The sequence below is a fragment of the Mangrovimonas xylaniphaga genome (genome assembly GCF_001280435.1).
GTDB classification, from domain to species: Bacteria; Bacteroidota; Bacteroidia; order Flavobacteriales; family Flavobacteriaceae; genus Mangrovimonas_A; species Mangrovimonas_A xylaniphaga.
Map to the genome: position 1 here is coordinate 1029190 of NZ_LBIP01000013.1, position 18241 is coordinate 1047430.

Here is an 18241-nt window from a genome sequence, read left to right on the forward strand (position 1 = left end):
TAATATACAATATTTTCCTAACATTTAACATGTTAGCACCTTGGAATGATTTCATATTGTTATAAACTGTAATTTTATAACTGCTCTCTAAGTTTTTTGGGCAGGGCCTTTACAACCATGTCATAAGAGTGATCGATAAGCTCTAAAACCAAGGAAACCGGAATTTCTCCATTAAGGTAAACTGTATTCCAATGCTTGTTGTTTAAATGGAAACCAGGAACAATAATACCATCGTATTGCTCCCGAAGTTCAATGGCATATTCTGGGTTGCATTTTAAGCTTATGGCCTTCTGCCCAGCTTCCCATTTTTCAAGGGAAATCAAAGCAAACATTTTTCCTAGTACCTTAAACACCAATGTGTCCGCATCAAAAGGAAAATCCTCCGTGGCCTTGTGTTTGCCCAAGCAGTAGTTATGCAACTGTTCAATATCCATACTTACTTCAATTTTCCCAAATGGGTATTTTTAAAGTCATCAAAATATTTCAGGCCAAAGCCAAACATACGATCAAAAGATGTATGCGAAAACATAATAATGCCCACCAACTTTAGTATTTCAAGTTCGAAATATACTCCCAATAAAAATAATGCCACCGCAATAGCTTTGTGGTGGCATAAATTATAGGTTATGGCCCCAATTTTTGGATTGGCCAAATAGCCCAACATCCCAATATCCGGAAGCATCAACAACACCAAAAACCACCACCAACTATAGGATAAAGTGTGAAATGCATATATCCCCAAAAGAAACATTAGCAATTCTTCCGTTTTTAGTGACCGTTTCATACTATTCTATCTTATATAAAATAGGTTTACTTGGTGAGGCATCATTTTCAAAAGGCGCAATTTGAAGGTTTAAGAAATAGGAACCATCTTCTACGTGGTTTGGCACAAAAATAAATTCGGTGATGGTGGCATCCATTCTTAACTTTCCACTTGTGTTCCAAAATGCATTATGGGCCAAAAGCTCGCCATCGTCTTTTTCCTTATCCACACTTGGCAGATCTACCAACAAATGTTTAATGCCCTTCTTCTTTAAATAAATGGCTGTTTCCTCCAATAAATAGGTAGGGTTGGTATGCGAATATTGTTTGGACAGTTTTTCCTTTGTATTTGGAATCGTCCTAATGATAACCGCATCCCTTTTTTTATTGCCCAAAGCCGTTTGGATCTGTTTTGAAGAAATCACAAAATCATCCCCCATTTTTTCTGGAGCTACAGTAATCACCTCCGCCATGAAGAAAAACTGTTTCAGATTTTGGTTAATGGAATGTACCTTTTTGGTAATATGCCCCACACATTCCGTATGCGTACCATGGGAATGCGGGTTAAAGGAAATATTGTTGAAATTTATCACAGCGCCTTCCTCTACGCTGGCCACCCAATCATCCTCTACAACCGGCTCAATTTTTGGTGGCCCCAAATACCAAGCATTTACATTAGTTACAGACGAAATCATTGGTATTGAAATATCTATGGGCTGAGTTAAATCTATTTTATATTTTTTGGAATTATAATGTATTGTTGCAATCATTAATTATCAATTTTACTAGGTAGTCTCTTTAGTTTTTTGCTTTAGTTTCAAATATAAGCCTTTTAATTGAGGATTGTTTTTATTTCCTCAAGGCTGAAAGCATAAATTTTAGGATACGAAGAACAGATCGGAAGCAATGCCGTCTGCCAAAAATTTTCCTTTTGAAGTGGTGTGCAAGTTATTGCCTTCATCCGATGAAAATGCCAATACTCCCTGCTCCAAATGAGGTTGGGCAGCTTTTAGGATGTATTCTTTGAAGTTTGTACCAAAATCTCTTTCAATTTTATCCAATGAAACGCCCCAAATGGTTCGTAGTCCAGTCATGACATATTCATTATATTGATCTTCCACACTTAGTTCCTCAACTGTAGATGGTAACTCATTTTTTTCAATAGATTTAATATAAGCTGAATTATTGGCCACATTCCAACTTCGCTTTGTCTCGTTAAAAGAATGCGCCGAAGGACCAATCCCCAAATACGGTTTTCCCTGCCAATAGCTAGTATTGTGTTTGGAATAAAACCTAGGTTTTCCAAAATTGGAAATTTCATAATGTACAAAGCCTTCTGCTTTTGTTCGCTCCATTAAATGGTTGAAATGCCGAAGAGCCAAAGCTTCATCTACAGGTGGGTAAGTTCCTTTTTTCACAAAAAAATCCAAAGCAGTTTTGGGCTCCACAGTTAAAGCATAACTGGAAATGTGTTGTACCCCAAAATCAAAAGCCATTTGCAGGTTTTGATCCCACTTTTGAATATCCATATCTGGAATTCCGTAAATCAAATCGATAGTGATATTATCAAACAATTTAGTCGCCAATTCCAAAGCTTGTTTGGCCTCGGCAGCATTGTGGGCCCGGTTCATCCCCTTTAAATCTTCATCAAAAAAAGACTGGATTCCAATACTCAGTCGGTTGATAGGAGAAGCTGCCAGAGCTTCTATTTTTTCAGGAGTTAAATCGTCTGGATTGGCCTCCAAAGTAATTTCAGGAGTTTCCGCTACCTTGAAATTTTTATAAACGGTATTTAAAAGTAATTGGAGTTCTTCCGAAGTCAATAACGAAGGCGTCCCCCCACCAAAATAAATGGTTTCTATGGTTTCATTTTGAAATTCCTCATGACGCATTTGTAACTCCTTGACCAAGCACTGCAACAATTCATCCTTCTTCTTCAAAGAGGTTGAAAAATGAAAATCGCAATAGTAACATGCTTGCTTACAAAAAGGGATATGGAAATAAATACCTGACAATTACAATAAACAATTAACAGTAAACAATTAACCTTTATCGATTATTTGTTTAAACGGGTTTTCTTTAATATTGAAAATAAAATTTTGGATGTTTCATCTGTTTTCGAAAATAAATCATCAAAAACTTTAATGGAAATATAATCTGAGTCTTTTAAAAGCTGTAGCCAATATTTGGTCTCTAAACTTTCCTTATAAGCTATCGATATTTTTGCAGAGAAGTCAGCAGTTGAGATAGCCCCGTTAGCTTCTGCAACATTGGCTCCTATACTTGTACCACATCTCAACAACTGCTTGGAAAGCACAAACTCTTTATGGTTAGCTAAAATGTCTTTATAAACACAAACAATGGCTAAAGCCAATTGATATGATTTATCTGCCAAAGGATTTTCAACCATAACTTTTTCTGCTAATTGGTTATTGCTTATTGATCTTTGAAGAATTCTGCCTTACAAAACTGGCCCAACCAGAATAGCTTTTACCTACTTCTACGCGTCCTTGATTGTAAAAATGGCATACCGCGGCAGCCAGTCCATCGGTTGCATCCAAATTTTTAGGCAAAGTTTTTAAACCCAATAAACTTTGAAGCATTTTGGCCACCTGCTCTTTACTGGCATTTCCGTTTCCGGTAATGGCCATTTTTATTTTTTTGGGAGAATATTCGGTAATTGGCACTTCCCTACTCAAACCTGCTGCCATAGCAACCCCCTGGGCACGGCCCAACTTAAGCATACTCTGCACGTTCTTTCCAAAAAAGGGAGCCTCAATCGCTATTTCATCTGGGTGATGGGTTTCAATCAACTCTATGGTACGCTCAAAAATGAGCTTCAATTTTAAGTAATGATCCTCGTACTTCTTCAAATCGAGCTCGTTGAGCTGTAAAAAAGACATTTTATTTCCTACCACCTTAATGAGGCCAAACCCCATAATGGTAGTTCCGGGATCGATTCCCAAAATAATTTTTTCCTGCTTCATAAATTCATTAACAATAAGAACAGCCACTCAACGAGATAGAGATTCCTATGGTGACATACATCATATCTCTATGGAATGAATAACCGTCTATAACGGGGTCGTATTTATCTTCTCCCGAAAAAGAGAACACATATCCAAAATCCCCATAAACAGACAAGGTTCTAGACAAACCATAATGCACTTCCAGACCTGCCAAGGCGTTTACAAAGGTATATGTGTTATCTGCATAATTACCCAATGGCTTGGTAAAACTTACCCCAGGACCTGCATGAGCCACAATGGCAATAGGTTCTGGCCAAAACCAAATCAATCTGTTAAAGTCGTAAACGGCCTGAAGATTGATTCGTGTATAGTTCAGCTTAAACTCTTCTGAATTTTCAGCATTGGAGGCTCTGTTGAAACCACCATCCAATTTAGCTCCCCAAGTCTCCGAAAACATATGTTGTAACCCAATGTTTACCGTTGGAATATTAACATACTCCGTAAAAAAAATAGGATCTGATTCATTATCTATGGGGTTATTAAACCCCACAGCCAATTGTAATTTCCATTCACTAGTGGCATTTTGGGCATCCATAAAGGAAGATACAAACACCATACACATTAACATGAACAGGAATTTTTTGTATTTAAAATTTGAAGTCATCTGATAATATTTGGTTTTATTTGTACTATGCCAACCATAGCTTTTCCCTACAAAACTAAGCAATTCTTCATTGCGCTTCTGAAATTGGGCGTGGTTCTTGGCGTTTTTTATTTTATCTACCAGAAACTGGCAAACAGCAATTCAATTGAATTTACTGAATTTATCCTCTTTTTATCCCAGAAAAGCTTTTTTTCGTTCAACAACCTACTATTTCTGGTTGTTCTAAGCTGCTTTAACTGGTTGTTTGAAATCTACAAATGGCAAGGTTTGGCCAGTTCTATTCAACCTATATCAGCCAAAGCTTCAGCAGAACAAACCTTAGGTTCTTTGGCAGCCTCATTGCTTACTCCTAATCGCATTGGCGAATATGGTGCCAAAGCCATTTATTTCAACCCTCCATTACGTAAACGCATAATGGCCTTAAATCTTATAGGAAACTTAAGTCAAATGTGTATCACGACCATTTTTGGTGCCATTGGATTGTACTTATTTGCAATCTTATATGATTTACCTTTAGTTTCGAACAATTTAAAATGGCCACTACTTCTTATAATACTTGTTGGTTGCGTTTTAGGCTTGTTGATCGGTTTAAAAAAATTGATAACAACCAAGCAAAGCAAAACAGTACAGTTTTTAAGAGAACTTCCAAAATTAGTATTCTTAAAAACCTTAGGGCTTTCATTTCTAAGATATGCCAGCTTTTCTATTCAATGGTATGTATTACTCTCTCTTTTTGGTATTTCATTGTCATTTGAAAATGCTATGATAGTAGTATCGAGCATGTATCTACTAGCCTCCATCATTCCAAGTTTTGCCATTTTTGATGTAATAATTAAAGGTGGTGTTGCAGTTTATCTATTTGGATTATTGAGAGTGCCCGAACTACCTATTCTCATCATCACGACCTTAATGTGGATCCTTAACTTGGCAATCCCAGCAATTATCGGCAGTTATTTTGTGCTGATTTTCAAACAACCCAAAACCGAATATTCGCTATGACCTTTGTCGCTCTCTTTATTGGCGTGGTATATTTAATCATCATTGCAAAACTTATAGTAGGTTTTGACAAGGTTACCGATTTTCACCTTCAGGACAACGGTCCTAAAACACAATTTTCTATGGTCATTCCCTTCAGGAATGAAGCCCAAAACTTGCCCAAGCTTTTAAAATCACTAGGCAATCTTAATTACCCTGAATCTCTTTTTGAAATCATCTTTGTAAACGATGAATCCACAGATGATTCTGTTAGCATTATTGAAACCTATTTTTCAGGAAAACAGGTTAATTTTAAAGTGATCCCGAACCATCGTAGCTCCAATTCACCAAAAAAAGATGCTATTTCTACTGCCATTGATTCAGCAAAAAACGAATGGATTGTTACCACTGATGCGGATTGTATAGTACCAAAATATTGGTTGGATTGTTTTGACAGTTTTATCCAAACCAACAATACAAATTTTATTGTCGGACCTGTTTCCTATCATCATGTAACCTCCTTTTTGGACAGATTTCAACTTTTGGACATTTTGAGCCTTCAGGGGGCTACCATTGGTGGTTTTGGCATTGGCAAACCCTTTCTTTGTAACGGCGCCAATTTGGTCTACAAAAAAGCCCTCTTCCACACTCTTAATGGCTTTGAAGGCAACAACGGTATTGCCAGCGGCGATGATATTTTTATGCTTGAGAAAGCTACCAAAACAGGCCTGGATCATGTGCATTACTTGAAAAGCACCCGTGCTATGGTAACCACAACAGCCGAAAAAAGTTTAAAATTCTTAATATCGCAACGCATCAGGTGGGCTGCAAAAACATCGAAATATTCAAGCTACTTTTCAAAAATTACAGCATTGTCGGTTTTTGCCATGAATGCCATTTTGGTTTGTCTATTACTGTTTTGGATTATGGATATTGCCTCCTTAAGAACGCTTGGATATCTGTTCACTTTAAAATTCTGTATTGATTTCCTACTCATTTTTAAAGTCTCCCGCTTTTTTGAACAAGAACAATATTTAAGCAGCTATATCCCTTCCAGTTTTTTATATCCATTTTTCAGTGTGTATGTAGCTGTAAGTTCTATTTTTAAAGGATACAAATGGAAAGGTCGCTCCTACAAAAAATAGGGCGACTATAGTTTATTTTTACTAGCTTTACTCCAATATTAAGTATCAACCCAATGAAACAAGCACTTCTTATTATTTGTCTGTTGGTTAGCAGTCTCATTTATTCCCAAAACTCGTACACCGTTAATGGAGAAACCTTGGAACTCAAAACAGAAATTGAAGGCACACTTGATTTACTTTGGACCATAGACAATGGCACGTACCGCTATTTTATAAGAACTACGGACAACACTATTGTTGAGCTGAAAAACACCAAAAATCCAGATACCCGAAAATATCAAAACGAATACAAAACCACTCTACAGGAAGCAACGGAAGGTTCTGGTATGTCCACAAAAAATGTGAACCTCACCCTACCTAGCCTGAAAAAATTTGTAGACAGTTATAATAGCTCGTCTGATGCGTCTTACCAAACACAGGATATCAAAGCCCAACCAGAAATGCGCCTTGGTGTGTTTGGAGGTATTACCAACAGCCCTTTTATCTACAACCCAGAGAATTACACCTCTTCGGTTTTGGGTGCCGAATTGGAAGTGATTACCAATGCTGAAAAGCAGAGACATTCTGGACTTTTGCAATTCCGACATACTTTTGAAAACAAAGATTTTGAATATCGCACAACCGAAATTTCTTTGGGATATCGCTTTAGAGCGCTTAAATTTAGAAGACTTGACATCTATGCCGATGTGAAATTTGCGACTTTGAATCTTTCGGACAGGGTTTATACTTATACTGACGACAATGATAATGTTGTGAGCGCAAATGAAAAAGAAACTATTTTCGACGCTCCTTTCATTTTTGGGATTGGAGCTGATTACCGCATTTCCAACAGGAGTTACATTATGTTTGGATTCAATAATCTTGCTGCCATTAGATTGGAAAACGGCAAACATTTTTCTACCGATTTCACCCTAGGGTACAAACTTAAACTTTAGGTTATTTTTATTGAATATTCACCACAATTGGCAAGCTAAACTGCGTGGCCACCTGTTGGCTTCGCTTGATAGCGGGATATATTTTTGGCAGGGAATCAAAACTATGCCTCAATAAACTATCTAACTTTGGAATTTGTTGTCCTGTCAAAGGTTTATAACTGATGTCATCAATGGTGAATTGCCCCTTATTATCTATGGTGATTTTCAGTAGAATGGTATCCGACACATCTTGCGAAACTATAATGTGCTGTTTAGACAATTGCGTAGCTACAATGTTTTGAAGCGTTTGTTCAAAACACTGCTTTTTCACATATTTCCCCGATGAGGAATCACAGGAAGCAAATGTAGGGTACTCGTCTACATCCTTCCAATTAAACGTTTGCAACTCTTCTTCCAAAAGCTCATCCGAAGAGATCTTTTTTTGTTCAAAGTAGTTACAGGACGTTAACAAAACAACACAAAATACTAGTAATAAGTGCTTCATTTATATATTACTGAACTCGAAAAGTACAATTTTTCAGCGATTTAAAATACAATTATACTACTTCAATCGTTTCAATAATATACAAATAAAATCAGGAATATCAGCTGCTCTTAAAAACATAAGGAACACAATACTTAACCCTTTAATTATCAGACAAAAACTTTTCTTCCTTTAGTTCCTGAAGCCGCCTATCGGCAATTTTCGTAAAGGGACTATTGGGATATTTCACCTTAAAATCATTGTAAACCTTCACTTTTGCATCGTAATCCGCATAATATTTATCTTTAGAGATCACCAAGAAGAATGCTGCCGAAATATCCTCGGGATTTTCCTTTACGGCTTTTTGAAATGCTTCAATAGCCTCTTTATATTTTTCCTGTCTGTTATAGATGGTCCCTAACTTGGTATATTCCCCAACCAAAGCCACATCTTTCAAGGCTAAGAATTGAACAATATATTTTTCTGCATTGGGATAATCTTGAAGTTCTTCATAATAAGTGCCAAGTACATACATGGTTGTAGCATCATACGGGTCATACTTCAAAACTAGTTTACGATGTTCGATGGCCTTTTCATATTTATATTCTTGGGCATAGCACAAGCTTAACTTTTCATGAACAAAAGCAGAGGATTCCCCCATCTCAATTAATTTTTCAAACCAAACTATAGCCAATTCATAGTCTTGCTGATGGTAATAATTTTGCGCTTTTAAATTAACCAAACTCACATTGTTGGCATACCCCTCCAGCCCTTTATCAATTAAAATATTCGCAGCTTCAAATTTGCGCTCACTCATATGTTCTTTGGCCAATTTATAAATGGCTTTTTGATGAGCAGGGTCCAAATCATAAGTTCTCTGAAAACTATGTACAGCCATAGAATCCCTTTGTTCTTCCAACACCAAACCCAATTCATAATGATAATTGGGATTGCTCTCATCTATCGCAATCAAACCCCTGAAAACTGTTGAAGCGTCATCAAACTTTCTAGTTTTGGACAGAAGCCTAGCATACTCAAATGCAATTAACGCATCATTTGGTTTTACGCCAACACTTGTTTCATAATAAGACAAGGCTTCATCATAATTACCAATAGCCACATAGGATCTGGCAATTTTATCGGCAACTTCACCTTGAGCTTCATAGCTTTTATAATGCGCTATGGCTTTGGAATAATTGCCATTGGCAAAAAGGCTATCGGCCACATCTAAAACAGCTGTTTGGGATTGCATATTGCATACTATTCCTAAACCAACGAAAAACACTAGCGTTTTGAATTTTATCATTTCAATGACAGATTAACTGGTTAGTGCACCTCAAATGAAATAGGAAGACTGTAAGCTACATTTATAAGACGCCCATTATGTTGCCCCGGCACAAATGGAGGAAAGGTATTTACCACCCTTTTAGCTTCTTCTGCTAAGGCTGGATGCGAAGCTCTGGCATTAACATCGTATACTTTGCCATCCTTCCCAATTTTAAAAATAACATTTGCCCATTGCTTCCCCTGTAATCCTTGCTCCTTTCCAATGGCGGTTCTAAAATTGGTGTTAACATATTTGTTGACCTCATCTGTGGTACACTGCTTAATTTTGTCCTTATCCACCAAGCCTTCACAGCCCTTAAAAGCCGGCGCTTGATCAACTACAGCAAAAGGAAGTTCATTTAGAACCTCAATTTCCAGAGAAGGATTGGATTTTTCAGCTTCAGCTGCTTCACCTTGGATTTCATTTTCATTGTTTTCCGGAACCTGAAATATAATAGGCAAACTATATGGCACTGTCACTAATTTTCCCTTTTGTTTTCCTGGAACAAATTTAGGCATGGAGCTTACCACCCTAAAAGCCTCTCCTGACAAAAGTGAATCATGTGCTCTTGTCAAAACATCACGTACCGCACCATCTTTGCCAATTTTAAAAATGACATTTATTCTCTGCTGTCCTGTTAAACCAGCTTCTTTGGCAATGTCTACATTAAAGTTTTGATTCACATATTTAGAAATCTCCCTTGCAGTACATGCCTTACGTTCTTCATTACTTAAACCGGTATCACAAGAGGCATAAAAGGGAGCTTCCTCAATAACTGCGTAGGGAACCTCTATATCCAAATCTACAGGATCCTGTGCTTTTGAGTTTTTTGTTCCATATTCAAAACTGCTTGTTATTTTTCCATCAGTCATCACCAAGGTGTGATAGTAATCGTCTTCTTTTAACATTTTCATTTTTTCATCATAACGCTTTTGCTCGTCTTCAGTAAGATTCGCCATATCTTCCACAAACAATCCTAAGGTTCCCCTCGAAACTGCTTTTTCCCAACGAAGTTTGGCCTCCTTAGTCTTCTTAAATTCTAAATAGTCTTGATAAGATTTAAACTCGGATAGACTTTCGAAAAGTTTTATATCATCCTCGCTAAGTGTTATATCAGAAGGACTCTTGAGCCTTTTTGCTCCAACAAATCTTAAAAAAGCTAAATTCTTATAGTAATCATCTCTGCTCACAATATAGCTATCCGATTTAGATAAGTACAAACTATAGATATCCTTAAAACTCTTTCCATTATTATCTAATGTTATAATCTCTTGGTAATATTTCTTAAAAAGGGCTTCATCTGAAATGTTCTCTGAGGAAGCTTCAACCTTGGTTTCTTGGGCCCTATTAGGATCCTGCGAATAGGAAGAGGTATACATTAACATGCCAAATACCATAGGAATCAACAAGGCGTACTTCCATACGTTTAACAGACTTGATTTTGTTTTTGAAATCATAAAAATGCGTTTTTTAATGATGGATTGTTTAAAAAATGGATTGGTAAAGGAAAAGTGTTGCGTATCGAATATTTGAGACAACAAACTTTGATAGTATTGTTTTTTTCCTTCCAGTTTTGACGCCTTGGCATCGGCCAGAAATTCATGGATTTCAGAAATGCGACCTTGATACATGTACACCAAAGGATTGAACCAAAACGCCACGCGCAGCAGTTCAAAAAACAACAAATCCAAAGTGTGTTTTTCCTTAACATGTACCAATTCATGTTCCAGAATAGCCGGTTGGTTTTCGGGTTTTATCTGCGCCCCCAAAAACACATATTGAAAAAATGAGAATGCCGCATTGCTGTTCAACAGTTCAACAACCAACAAATCGCCTTTCCAAGATTTAGGATTTCTATGGATCATCCAAAACAACTTGGCAAATTTCACTATCAACAATATCCCTGCAATGGCCATGCCCAAATACAACAGTGTATTCCAAGACCATTCAAAAACAGGCTCTTGCACCATTTGAGGTTGATTGATTAAAACATCGATTACAGATTCCTTTTTTGCTGCCTCTCCAATAATCACCGCTGGTAATTGGATGACAAACTGCTCCGGAACTAGTTCCTTGATGCTAGTCAACTTAATAAAAGGGACAACCAATGACAATATTGGGGTGATGATTAAATAGGCTCTGTTGATTTTAAAGAAGGTTTCACGCCTTAAGAATAGGTCGTAAACCAGAAGAAAAACCAGTTGAAAGGTGATGGTTTGTAATATATAATGTAACATGATTAGTCTTTTTTATCGATTTCCTTTAACACACGCTCCAAATCCTCTAGATTCACGTCATTTTTCTTCACAAAGAAAGACACCAAACTTTTAAAGGACCCTTGAAAATAATTATCAACCAACTTATTAATGGACTGGTTGCTATATTCCTGCTTGCTAACAACAGGAAAATACACATGGCCTTTCCCCTTTTTTTCATAATCCACAAAGGCCTTGCTTTCCAAAATTCGAACAATTGTAGATACTGTATTATATGCCGGTTTTGGTTCTGGCATGGCTTCGATAATAGACTTGACATTGCCTTTGCCCAATTGCCATAATACCTGCATTATTTCTTCTTCTGCTTTGGTGAGTTGTTTCATTTCCATCGTAAATAAAGTTGTATATTATTGTTGAAATTTCGGTTACTATTTTAATTTCAATACACTAATATAACTAAAAACTTAGTTCAAACTAACTTTTTAGTTAAAAAATTTTGTAACAAAAGAATCAGCAGCTAGTCAAACTTTAAATCATTTTACTATTTAATGGACATAATTTTAACAATAATCGCAGCTCTATGTATGCTTCTCGGAATTTTGGGAAGCTTCCTCCCCATACTGCCAGGACCTCTGTTAAGCTGGATAGGTTTATTATTGATTGGAATCACCAATAGTATTCCAGTAACCCAAACCTTTTTGGTGATCACTTTTATTATCGCCGTTGGCATTATGATTTTGGATTATATCATTCCTGCAGTGGGTACCAAACGATACGGAGGCAGTAAAGCGGGAATTATTGGAACCACTATCGGATTTATAATAGGATTAATTTTTCTTGGACCATTTGGTATTATCGTCGGGCCATTTATAGGAGCCTTAATAGGAGAACTATTTAACAAAAGTTCCTTTGACACCGCCATGAAAGCGGCTTGGGGATCCTTTTTGGGCTTTTTGGCCTCTACCTTTATGAAGTTTGTAATCTCCCTTGTTTACCTAGGATTCTTCATTGCAAAACTCATTGATAATTGGGGAAACCTAATTTCCTAAAACAAATAAGCCTGACGTAGGTTGTCAGGCTTAAGTTCTTTGCTATCAATTCAACAAATTACTTAGAGGGATTAATTAATTCTGTTGACTGATACAAATATATGTTAGGGTTTCTTTTTAAAACTGCGGAAAAACCTCAAACTTGATGCGGAAAAACCGTAAAACCCAGAATGCGCAACGCCTCTCGCATTTTTTGAAACCATAAAAAAGTCAAAAAAAGTTCATTTTTATAAAAATCCTTTATCACGCGCTTCCTTTAAAAGGGTTTCGTCCTTCCCATCTTCCACCGAAAACAACAATTTCATTTGCTTTTTACGCTTTTCAATGGCACTCATGGACAAGTCGATATACTCCTTTAAACTCCTGGTCTTGATTCCTTGTGATAATAAATGCAGAATCTTTCGGTTGATATCATCTATATAGATATCACTGGTCACCGATTTTTTCAGGTAGTTATTTACCGTACTACTGTAATACGGAGGCGACACCAATATATGTTGAAAGGCCTCGGCCAATTCCATAGAAGTCAAGTCGCTTTTTATCAAAAACCCATCAGGCTCCACAGCCTTTATGATATTATGAATGCGATAGGATTCGTTAAACATGGTAAGAATGATGATCTTGGAATGCGGCATGATATCGCGAGCTATTTTTGCCAAGTCTTCACCCGAAGAAATAGCACCATCTGCCGAACTAGGTAAACTGATGTCAAAAAAACAGACGTCATAAGGACGTTCTTTTGATGCCCGTTGTAACAATTCATTGGCAGTATCACAGTTGTTTGCAGTATCAATTAAAAGTACTTGATCATCATTTTTAGTGGCCATTAAGGTGTTTTGATAGCCCTCAATAATCATTGGGTGATCGTCTACCATTAAGATATTTATCTGCTGCATCATAGTTTTAATTTATATATGGAATTTCTATTGTAATTGTTGTTCCCTGATTTAGAGCTGAATCGATGCTCAACTTTCCTTCAATTTCGGCAACTCTGGAATTAATATTTTTTAAGCCTATTCCTTTTCGGCTTTTGTTGACGTCAAAGCCCTTTCCATCATCCTTAAGTGACAACATAATGACATCATCCTTTAAATCTACGTTGATTTTCACCAATTGGGCTTGAGCATGCTTATAAATATTTTGAAGTGACTCCTGAATCACTCTGTAAATATTGATTTTGGTTTTATTGGGTACGTTTTCCCAATTAATATCGTCTGTATAATTAAAGGTATATTTCAATTGATAGGCATTGGCCTGTTTTTCCACAAGTTCCCCCACAATATCCATATACCCCGAACCCGAAACGAAATCGGTGTTTAAGTCGTGGGAAATCTTCCGAATGTCCTCTTCTATTTTCTTCAATTCTGAAATATATCCTATCCTGCTTTTGGCTGCCTCTTTCCCTTCACTAAAGCTCAAACTATCCAGACTAAGTCTGGTACCAAACAAACGCCCTAAAATACCGTCATGCAATTCTTCTGAAATACGCTTCTTTTCGTGGGCTCTAGCTTCTTCAACCTTATCCTGTTGTGACAACATGAGATTATAGATGTCCTCATTGGCCTTTTGCTGATCCTGCTTAAACCTCAACTCCTTGTTTTTGGCTCTTTGGGTAGCGATAACATACAGGAGGAAAAGCGTAAACAACAACACCAAAGACACCACAAACAACCAAAATCGCTCTCGCGAAATCCTGTGGTTTTCCTGTTCTATGAGATCGGTTTCAAATTCTATTCGCGCAAATTTGTTACGTACATTACGCTCTACATTGAGTAGACTATCGCTCAATTTAATATGTTCATTAAGATAAGCTTTACCTGAATCACCTTCCTTCAGTTGGGAAAGCACCATTAGAGCATCCAGATATATTTCGTTTGAAGAGGTTTCTTTACTCAATTTTCGCGCCTCATTAGCATAAACCAAAGCGGAGTCCTTTTGCTTTAATTCTGCATAAAACTTTGAAATATCCAAACATACTGCCTGCTTAGTAGCAGGATCCTCCAAACTATCTGAAATTCTGTATGCCTCCTTAAACATGGCTTCCATAGAATCATAATCCGTACGTCCCGCCTCTAATTTAGTATAAGCAATGTTGTCCACGATAAGCGCATAAAAAGATGGATCGTAATCTTCATACTCTTTCTTGTAAGGCATTAGACCTTCATATAATTCCAAGGCTGTTTCAAAATCTCCCTTTTTTCTATAAACAAAAGCCTTATTATTCACAGAAATACATCTTTCAACAAAACCGTCCTCCATTCCATCTGCAATATCTATAGCACGATCATAGTGTTCAATAGATTTATCATAGTGTTGCAATTTATTGGAGACTATCCCTATCAAATTGGTAAGCATCCATTGATTCCCAAGATTATATTCACTTTTAGGTTGCTTTTCCAAAAGCTTAATAGCCTTAATAGCATTCTCCTCTCCACTCATATAATCCTTCTCTCCCACTTGTAAATCAGCTATACTGGACAAAATATCAGCCTGTCCAGTCTTATCCTTCAAAGCGAGAGCATAGTCTAAAGATTTATAGAGGTAATAATAGGCGCTATCAATCTGCTTATTGTAATGATAGAAATATCCTAAATTAGAACTAGCTACTCCCATTGCAGAAGTATCCCTTAGTTTTTCAGCCAGTTTTACATTTCGTTGATTGATCTTGACATAGTCATCATATTGTTCCGTTTCAAAATACATCAAGGACAATTTCCTGTCACTGGCCAATATGGTAGAATCCACCCCAATTCGCTTGGCCATTAGCGAAGACTTTAAAGCGAAATCTAACCTTTCTTGCAAAGAGAATTCTTCATCTTGGGACATTGCCCTTAATTTAATAATACTATCCAAAACAAAAGAATTCTTACTATCCTGAGAAAAAAATGGATGAGAGAATAGAAAGACAAAAACAAAAAGAAAGGGCCTTATCAAAATACCAATTGTTACAATCTATTCTCAAATTTAGAATAATTATTAAGAAAATGAATACAGATTTTGAACTTATGTAACAACAAAAAGCCCTTTATCAACATTTGATAAAGAGCTTTTACAAACTATACAGGGAGAAATATGTTTATCCGTTGGTTTTTAGTTTTCCTAAAGACCTCTCGTGAGCCAATAAGTTTTTATTATTGTATTCTTTATAGGTAGGTGTATTATCGTTGCTAATATCGCTGCGTTGTCCAGATACAGTTAATACTAATACGGCTAACAATAATAATGTAATTTTTAGGGCTTTCATGATTCTTAATTTTTTTGGTTGAACAATAGTTAATATTTGGGTTTAGTAAATTACTATTAACAACGCATCGTTAAATGCCATTGGAGGGAGGAATGGATTAACAAATACACATTTCTGTGCAAATCGTAACTAGTTGAGGGAATAAAATTTAGTTACTCAAAATAAGATTCAATGAATTAAAATCACCTCGATAAGTGTTTGGGGCTTAAAGAAGTACAGCTAAGATATAATCAAATGATGTAACGGATAAAATATACACGATAAACGCATCAATTTATTCGACGAAATACATTTAAGTAATCTTAAGACTACAAATAAATGTTAATTATAGGAAATATCATAGCAGTCTTTGACAAAATAATACGCTCGTTTTTCGCGGAAAACCCCTAACTTGCTAATAGCATATTCAATATTATACATCCATAAAAATGACTATCAAACCTTTCACAATTATCGCACTGCTTTTCCTCACCCTAAACTTAAGTGCCAATTCCAAAATGTCTCGCATTGCAGTTAAAGGCAATAGTTTTATAACAGAAGTTGGCGACACTATCATATTCCGTGGACTAAACACTAGTGATCCTGACAAACTAAAAAAAGACGGTTATTGGAACAAAAGCTATTTTCAGGAAATCAAAAATTGGGGTGCCAATATAGTGAGATTCCCGGTGCATCCTCCACGATGGAACGAACGTGGACACGAGAACTACTTGAAACTTTTGGATGAAGGCATTAAATGGGCCGGAGACTTGGGGATGTACGTTATTATAGATTGGCATAGCATTGGCAACCTTAGAACCGAAATGTATCAATCGGATATTTATGATACATCTCCTAAAGAAACCTATGATTTTTGGAGGAAGATTGCCAAGCGTTATGGCAATAATCCAACAGTAGCCTTTTACGAGTTATTTAATGAGCCAACTACATACAACCATGAACTCGGCACTATTACTTGGGAGCAATGGTCTGAATTCAACAAAGAGATGATTACCATTATCCGTGCCAATGGCGGAAAAGGGATTCCCTTGGTAGCTGGATTTAATTGGGCCTACGACCTAACCCCTGTTAAAGATGCCCCTTTAGACGTTGAAGGTATTGCCTACGTAAGCCATCCCTATCCTCAAAAAAGAGAAAAGCCTTGGGAAAAGCAGTGGACAGCAGATTGGGGATTTGTAAAAGCCAAATATCCATTAATACTCACCGAAATCGGTTTTTGCGGCCCGGAAGATCCAGGAGCTCATCAACCTGTTATTAGCGATGAAAGTTATGGTGATGCCATAACCAATTATTGCGACGACAAAGAAATATCTTATATGATTTGGGTGTTTGACAAAGAATGGGCGCCACGCCTATTTACAGACGATAATTACACCCCATCAAGGCATGGAACCTATTTTAAAAAGAAACTTCAGAGTTACAAGTATTAAACAAGTAACCCTGAAGTTAATTTTATTTCAAAATGTTCTAAGCTAGTTTTTTGGTTGAATTTCTATGGATAATTGTAGTTTCTACCACATGATGCGTTGTCTCCGTAGTCTGACCTGTTATTTTATCAAGCAACGCTTTTACAGACTCTCTTCCAATTTGTTCGGCATGCTGGCTTACTACTGTTAAGGAAGGAATGGAATGCTCCGCCATAAGACCATTTGTAAAACCAATGACTGATATTTGATCAGGAATCTTATAATCATTCAATCTAGCAACATTCAAAGACAACACGGCAGAATATTCGTCGGCAGCTAAAATTGCGTCAACTTTATGGGTTTTCAAAAATTCCGTCAGTTCCCTTTCAATGGTATTATAATTTTCCACATTAAGAATCTTAGGTGCAATTCCCAGCTCCTCTAAAGCCTCCAAATACCCACTTTCACGAGCCTGCCCTACACTAATATCCGGAATAGGGCTTACAAAAACGATGTTTCTACAACCCGTTTCATATAGAAATTTTGCTGCATTATAAGCTCCATGAAAATCATCAACAGTTACCTTATCGCATTCAATTTCATCAGAGACCCTATCAAACATAACCATAGGCAGGTTGTAGTTCATACTCTTATAAAAATGCGAGTAATTCTTTGTTTTCTGGGTTTCTTCTGCCAATGACAGGATAATACCATCCACGCTTCCGTTAATAAAAGTATCTATACTTTCACTTTCCTTCTTCTGAAGTTCGTTCGACAAACAGATAATAATCTTGTAACCTCGCGCAGTCGCTTCCTTCTCGATACCATAAAGTACTTTACAGAAAAATTCCAGCAAGATTGCCGGAATTACCACTCCAATAGTTTTGGTCGATTTAGATTTTAAACTCTGAGCTATGTTGTTCGGGACATATCTATACGACTCCGCCAGCTCCTTAATTTTCGTCCTGGTTTCAACACTGATTTCAGGATTGTCATTTAAGGCCTTCGAAACCGTTGATACCGACACATTCAATATTTTCGCTAAATCCTTTAGCGTTATTTTTGTACCCATGGTTTAAATTTACT

At 36.7% G+C, this 18241-nt stretch carries 20 protein-coding genes; 5 read left to right on the plus strand and 15 right to left on the minus strand.

The annotated features are described in order from the left end of the window. Window positions 1-74: 74 nt before the first annotated feature. The 7 genes from ZA06_RS04560 to ZA06_RS04590 all read right to left on the minus strand — a co-directional run bounded on the left by ZA06_RS04560 (window position 75) and on the right by ZA06_RS04590 (window position 4395). A complete protein-coding gene (locus ZA06_RS04560; protein ID WP_053976203.1) occupies window positions 75-434 on the minus strand; it encodes an MmcQ/YjbR family DNA-binding protein in 360 nt (119 codons plus the stop codon). A 2-nt stretch (window positions 435-436) separates the two neighbouring features. Beyond that, entirely contained in the window at window positions 437-784 is a 348-nt protein-coding gene (locus ZA06_RS04565; RefSeq protein WP_053976204.1) for a DUF4260 domain-containing protein, read from the minus strand. A gap of 1 nt (window position 785) precedes the next feature. Then, on the minus strand, window positions 786-1532 hold the full coding sequence (locus ZA06_RS04570; RefSeq protein WP_053976205.1) for a cyclase family protein: 747 nt from the start codon (window positions 1530-1532) through the stop codon (window positions 786-788). A 108-nt stretch (window positions 1533-1640) separates the two neighbouring features. Continuing rightward, window positions 1641-2777 carry a radical SAM family heme chaperone HemW gene (hemW, locus tag ZA06_RS04575; protein WP_053976206.1) on the minus strand — a complete coding sequence of 379 codons (1137 nt, stop codon included), beginning with the start codon at window positions 2775-2777 and terminating at the stop codon, window positions 1641-1643. Between the two features lie 41 nt (window positions 2778-2818). Continuing rightward, window positions 2819-3172, minus strand: a complete 354-nt coding sequence (locus ZA06_RS04580) for a four helix bundle protein (RefSeq protein ID WP_053976207.1) — start codon at window positions 3170-3172, stop codon at window positions 2819-2821. 19 nt (window positions 3173-3191) lie between these two features. Next, the gene (gene ruvC / locus ZA06_RS04585) at window positions 3192-3749 is read right to left on the minus strand and encodes a crossover junction endodeoxyribonuclease RuvC (RefSeq protein WP_053976208.1); all 558 of its coding nucleotides are present in this window, start codon (window positions 3747-3749) and stop codon (window positions 3192-3194) included. Between the two features lie 7 nt (window positions 3750-3756). Further along, window positions 3757-4395, minus strand: a complete 639-nt coding sequence (locus ZA06_RS04590) for an outer membrane beta-barrel protein (RefSeq protein ID WP_157503099.1) — start codon at window positions 4393-4395, stop codon at window positions 3757-3759. Window positions 4396-4635: 240 nt separating this feature from the next. Here ZA06_RS04590 and ZA06_RS04595 point away from each other — a divergent pair, with 240 nt between their 5' ends. Genes ZA06_RS04595 through ZA06_RS04605 form a run of 3 tightly spaced genes read left to right on the plus strand, consistent with a single transcriptional unit; the run spans window position 4636 to window position 7450 of the window. After that, complete coding sequence (locus ZA06_RS04595) at window positions 4636-5394, plus strand: hypothetical protein (RefSeq protein WP_240472201.1); 759 nt, start codon at window positions 4636-4638, stop codon at window positions 5392-5394. After that, window positions 5391-6515 (plus strand): glycosyltransferase family 2 protein, encoded by a 1125-nt coding sequence (locus ZA06_RS04600; protein ID WP_053976211.1) that lies wholly within the window; start codon window positions 5391-5393, stop codon window positions 6513-6515. The genes ZA06_RS04595 and ZA06_RS04600 overlap by 4 nt, the downstream gene beginning before the upstream one ends. A 53-nt stretch (window positions 6516-6568) precedes the next feature. Further along, entirely contained in the window at window positions 6569-7450 is an 882-nt protein-coding gene (locus tag ZA06_RS04605) for a hypothetical protein (RefSeq protein WP_053976212.1), read from the plus strand. A 7-nt stretch (window positions 7451-7457) separates the two neighbouring features. On the opposite strand, the gene ZA06_RS04610 is transcribed toward ZA06_RS04605, so the two are convergent. The 4 genes from ZA06_RS04610 to ZA06_RS04625 all read right to left on the minus strand — a co-directional run bounded on the left by ZA06_RS04610 (window position 7458) and on the right by ZA06_RS04625 (window position 11839). After that, window positions 7458-7934 carry a hypothetical protein gene (locus ZA06_RS04610; RefSeq protein WP_053976213.1) on the minus strand — a complete coding sequence of 159 codons (477 nt, stop codon included), beginning with the start codon at window positions 7932-7934 and terminating at the stop codon, window positions 7458-7460. A gap of 142 nt (window positions 7935-8076) precedes the next feature. Continuing rightward, the gene (locus tag ZA06_RS04615) at window positions 8077-9219 is read right to left on the minus strand and encodes a tetratricopeptide repeat protein (protein ID WP_053976214.1); all 1143 of its coding nucleotides are present in this window, start codon (window positions 9217-9219) and stop codon (window positions 8077-8079) included. Between the two features lie 20 nt (window positions 9220-9239). After that, window positions 9240-11477 (minus strand): M56 family metallopeptidase, encoded by a 2238-nt coding sequence (locus tag ZA06_RS04620; protein ID WP_053976215.1) that lies wholly within the window; start codon window positions 11475-11477, stop codon window positions 9240-9242. Between the two features lie 2 nt (window positions 11478-11479). Beyond that, window positions 11480-11839: a BlaI/MecI/CopY family transcriptional regulator gene (locus tag ZA06_RS04625; RefSeq protein ID WP_053977064.1), complete on the minus strand. Its 360-nt coding sequence runs from the start codon at window positions 11837-11839 to the stop codon at window positions 11480-11482. 165 nt (window positions 11840-12004) lie between these two features. Between ZA06_RS04625 and ZA06_RS04630 the strand changes: the two genes are divergently transcribed. Next, window positions 12005-12505, plus strand: coding sequence for a DUF456 domain-containing protein (locus ZA06_RS04630; RefSeq protein WP_053976216.1), 501 nt, complete (start codon window positions 12005-12007; stop codon window positions 12503-12505). Window positions 12506-12732: 227 nt separating this feature from the next. On the opposite strand, the gene ZA06_RS04635 is transcribed toward ZA06_RS04630, so the two are convergent. From ZA06_RS04635 to ZA06_RS16885, 3 genes are all read right to left on the minus strand, one after another. Further along, window positions 12733-13404 carry a response regulator gene (locus ZA06_RS04635; protein WP_053976217.1) on the minus strand — a complete coding sequence of 224 codons (672 nt, stop codon included), beginning with the start codon at window positions 13402-13404 and terminating at the stop codon, window positions 12733-12735. Window positions 13405-13408: 4 nt separating this feature from the next. Beyond that, window positions 13409-15331, minus strand: a complete 1923-nt coding sequence (locus ZA06_RS04640) for a tetratricopeptide repeat-containing sensor histidine kinase (protein WP_053976218.1) — start codon at window positions 15329-15331, stop codon at window positions 13409-13411. A gap of 250 nt (window positions 15332-15581) precedes the next feature. Next, window positions 15582-15749 (minus strand): hypothetical protein, encoded by a 168-nt coding sequence (locus ZA06_RS16885; protein WP_157503100.1) that lies wholly within the window; start codon window positions 15747-15749, stop codon window positions 15582-15584. A 428-nt stretch (window positions 15750-16177) separates the two neighbouring features. Between ZA06_RS16885 and ZA06_RS04645 the strand changes: the two genes are divergently transcribed. Further along, window positions 16178-17179 (plus strand): glycoside hydrolase family 5 protein, encoded by a 1002-nt coding sequence (locus ZA06_RS04645; protein ID WP_053976219.1) that lies wholly within the window; start codon window positions 16178-16180, stop codon window positions 17177-17179. A 37-nt stretch (window positions 17180-17216) separates the two neighbouring features. Here ZA06_RS04645 and ZA06_RS04650 read toward each other — a convergent pair whose 3' ends face one another. Then, window positions 17217-18227 (minus strand): LacI family DNA-binding transcriptional regulator, encoded by a 1011-nt coding sequence (locus ZA06_RS04650; protein WP_053976220.1) that lies wholly within the window; start codon window positions 18225-18227, stop codon window positions 17217-17219. Window positions 18228-18241: the final 14 nt, after the last annotated feature.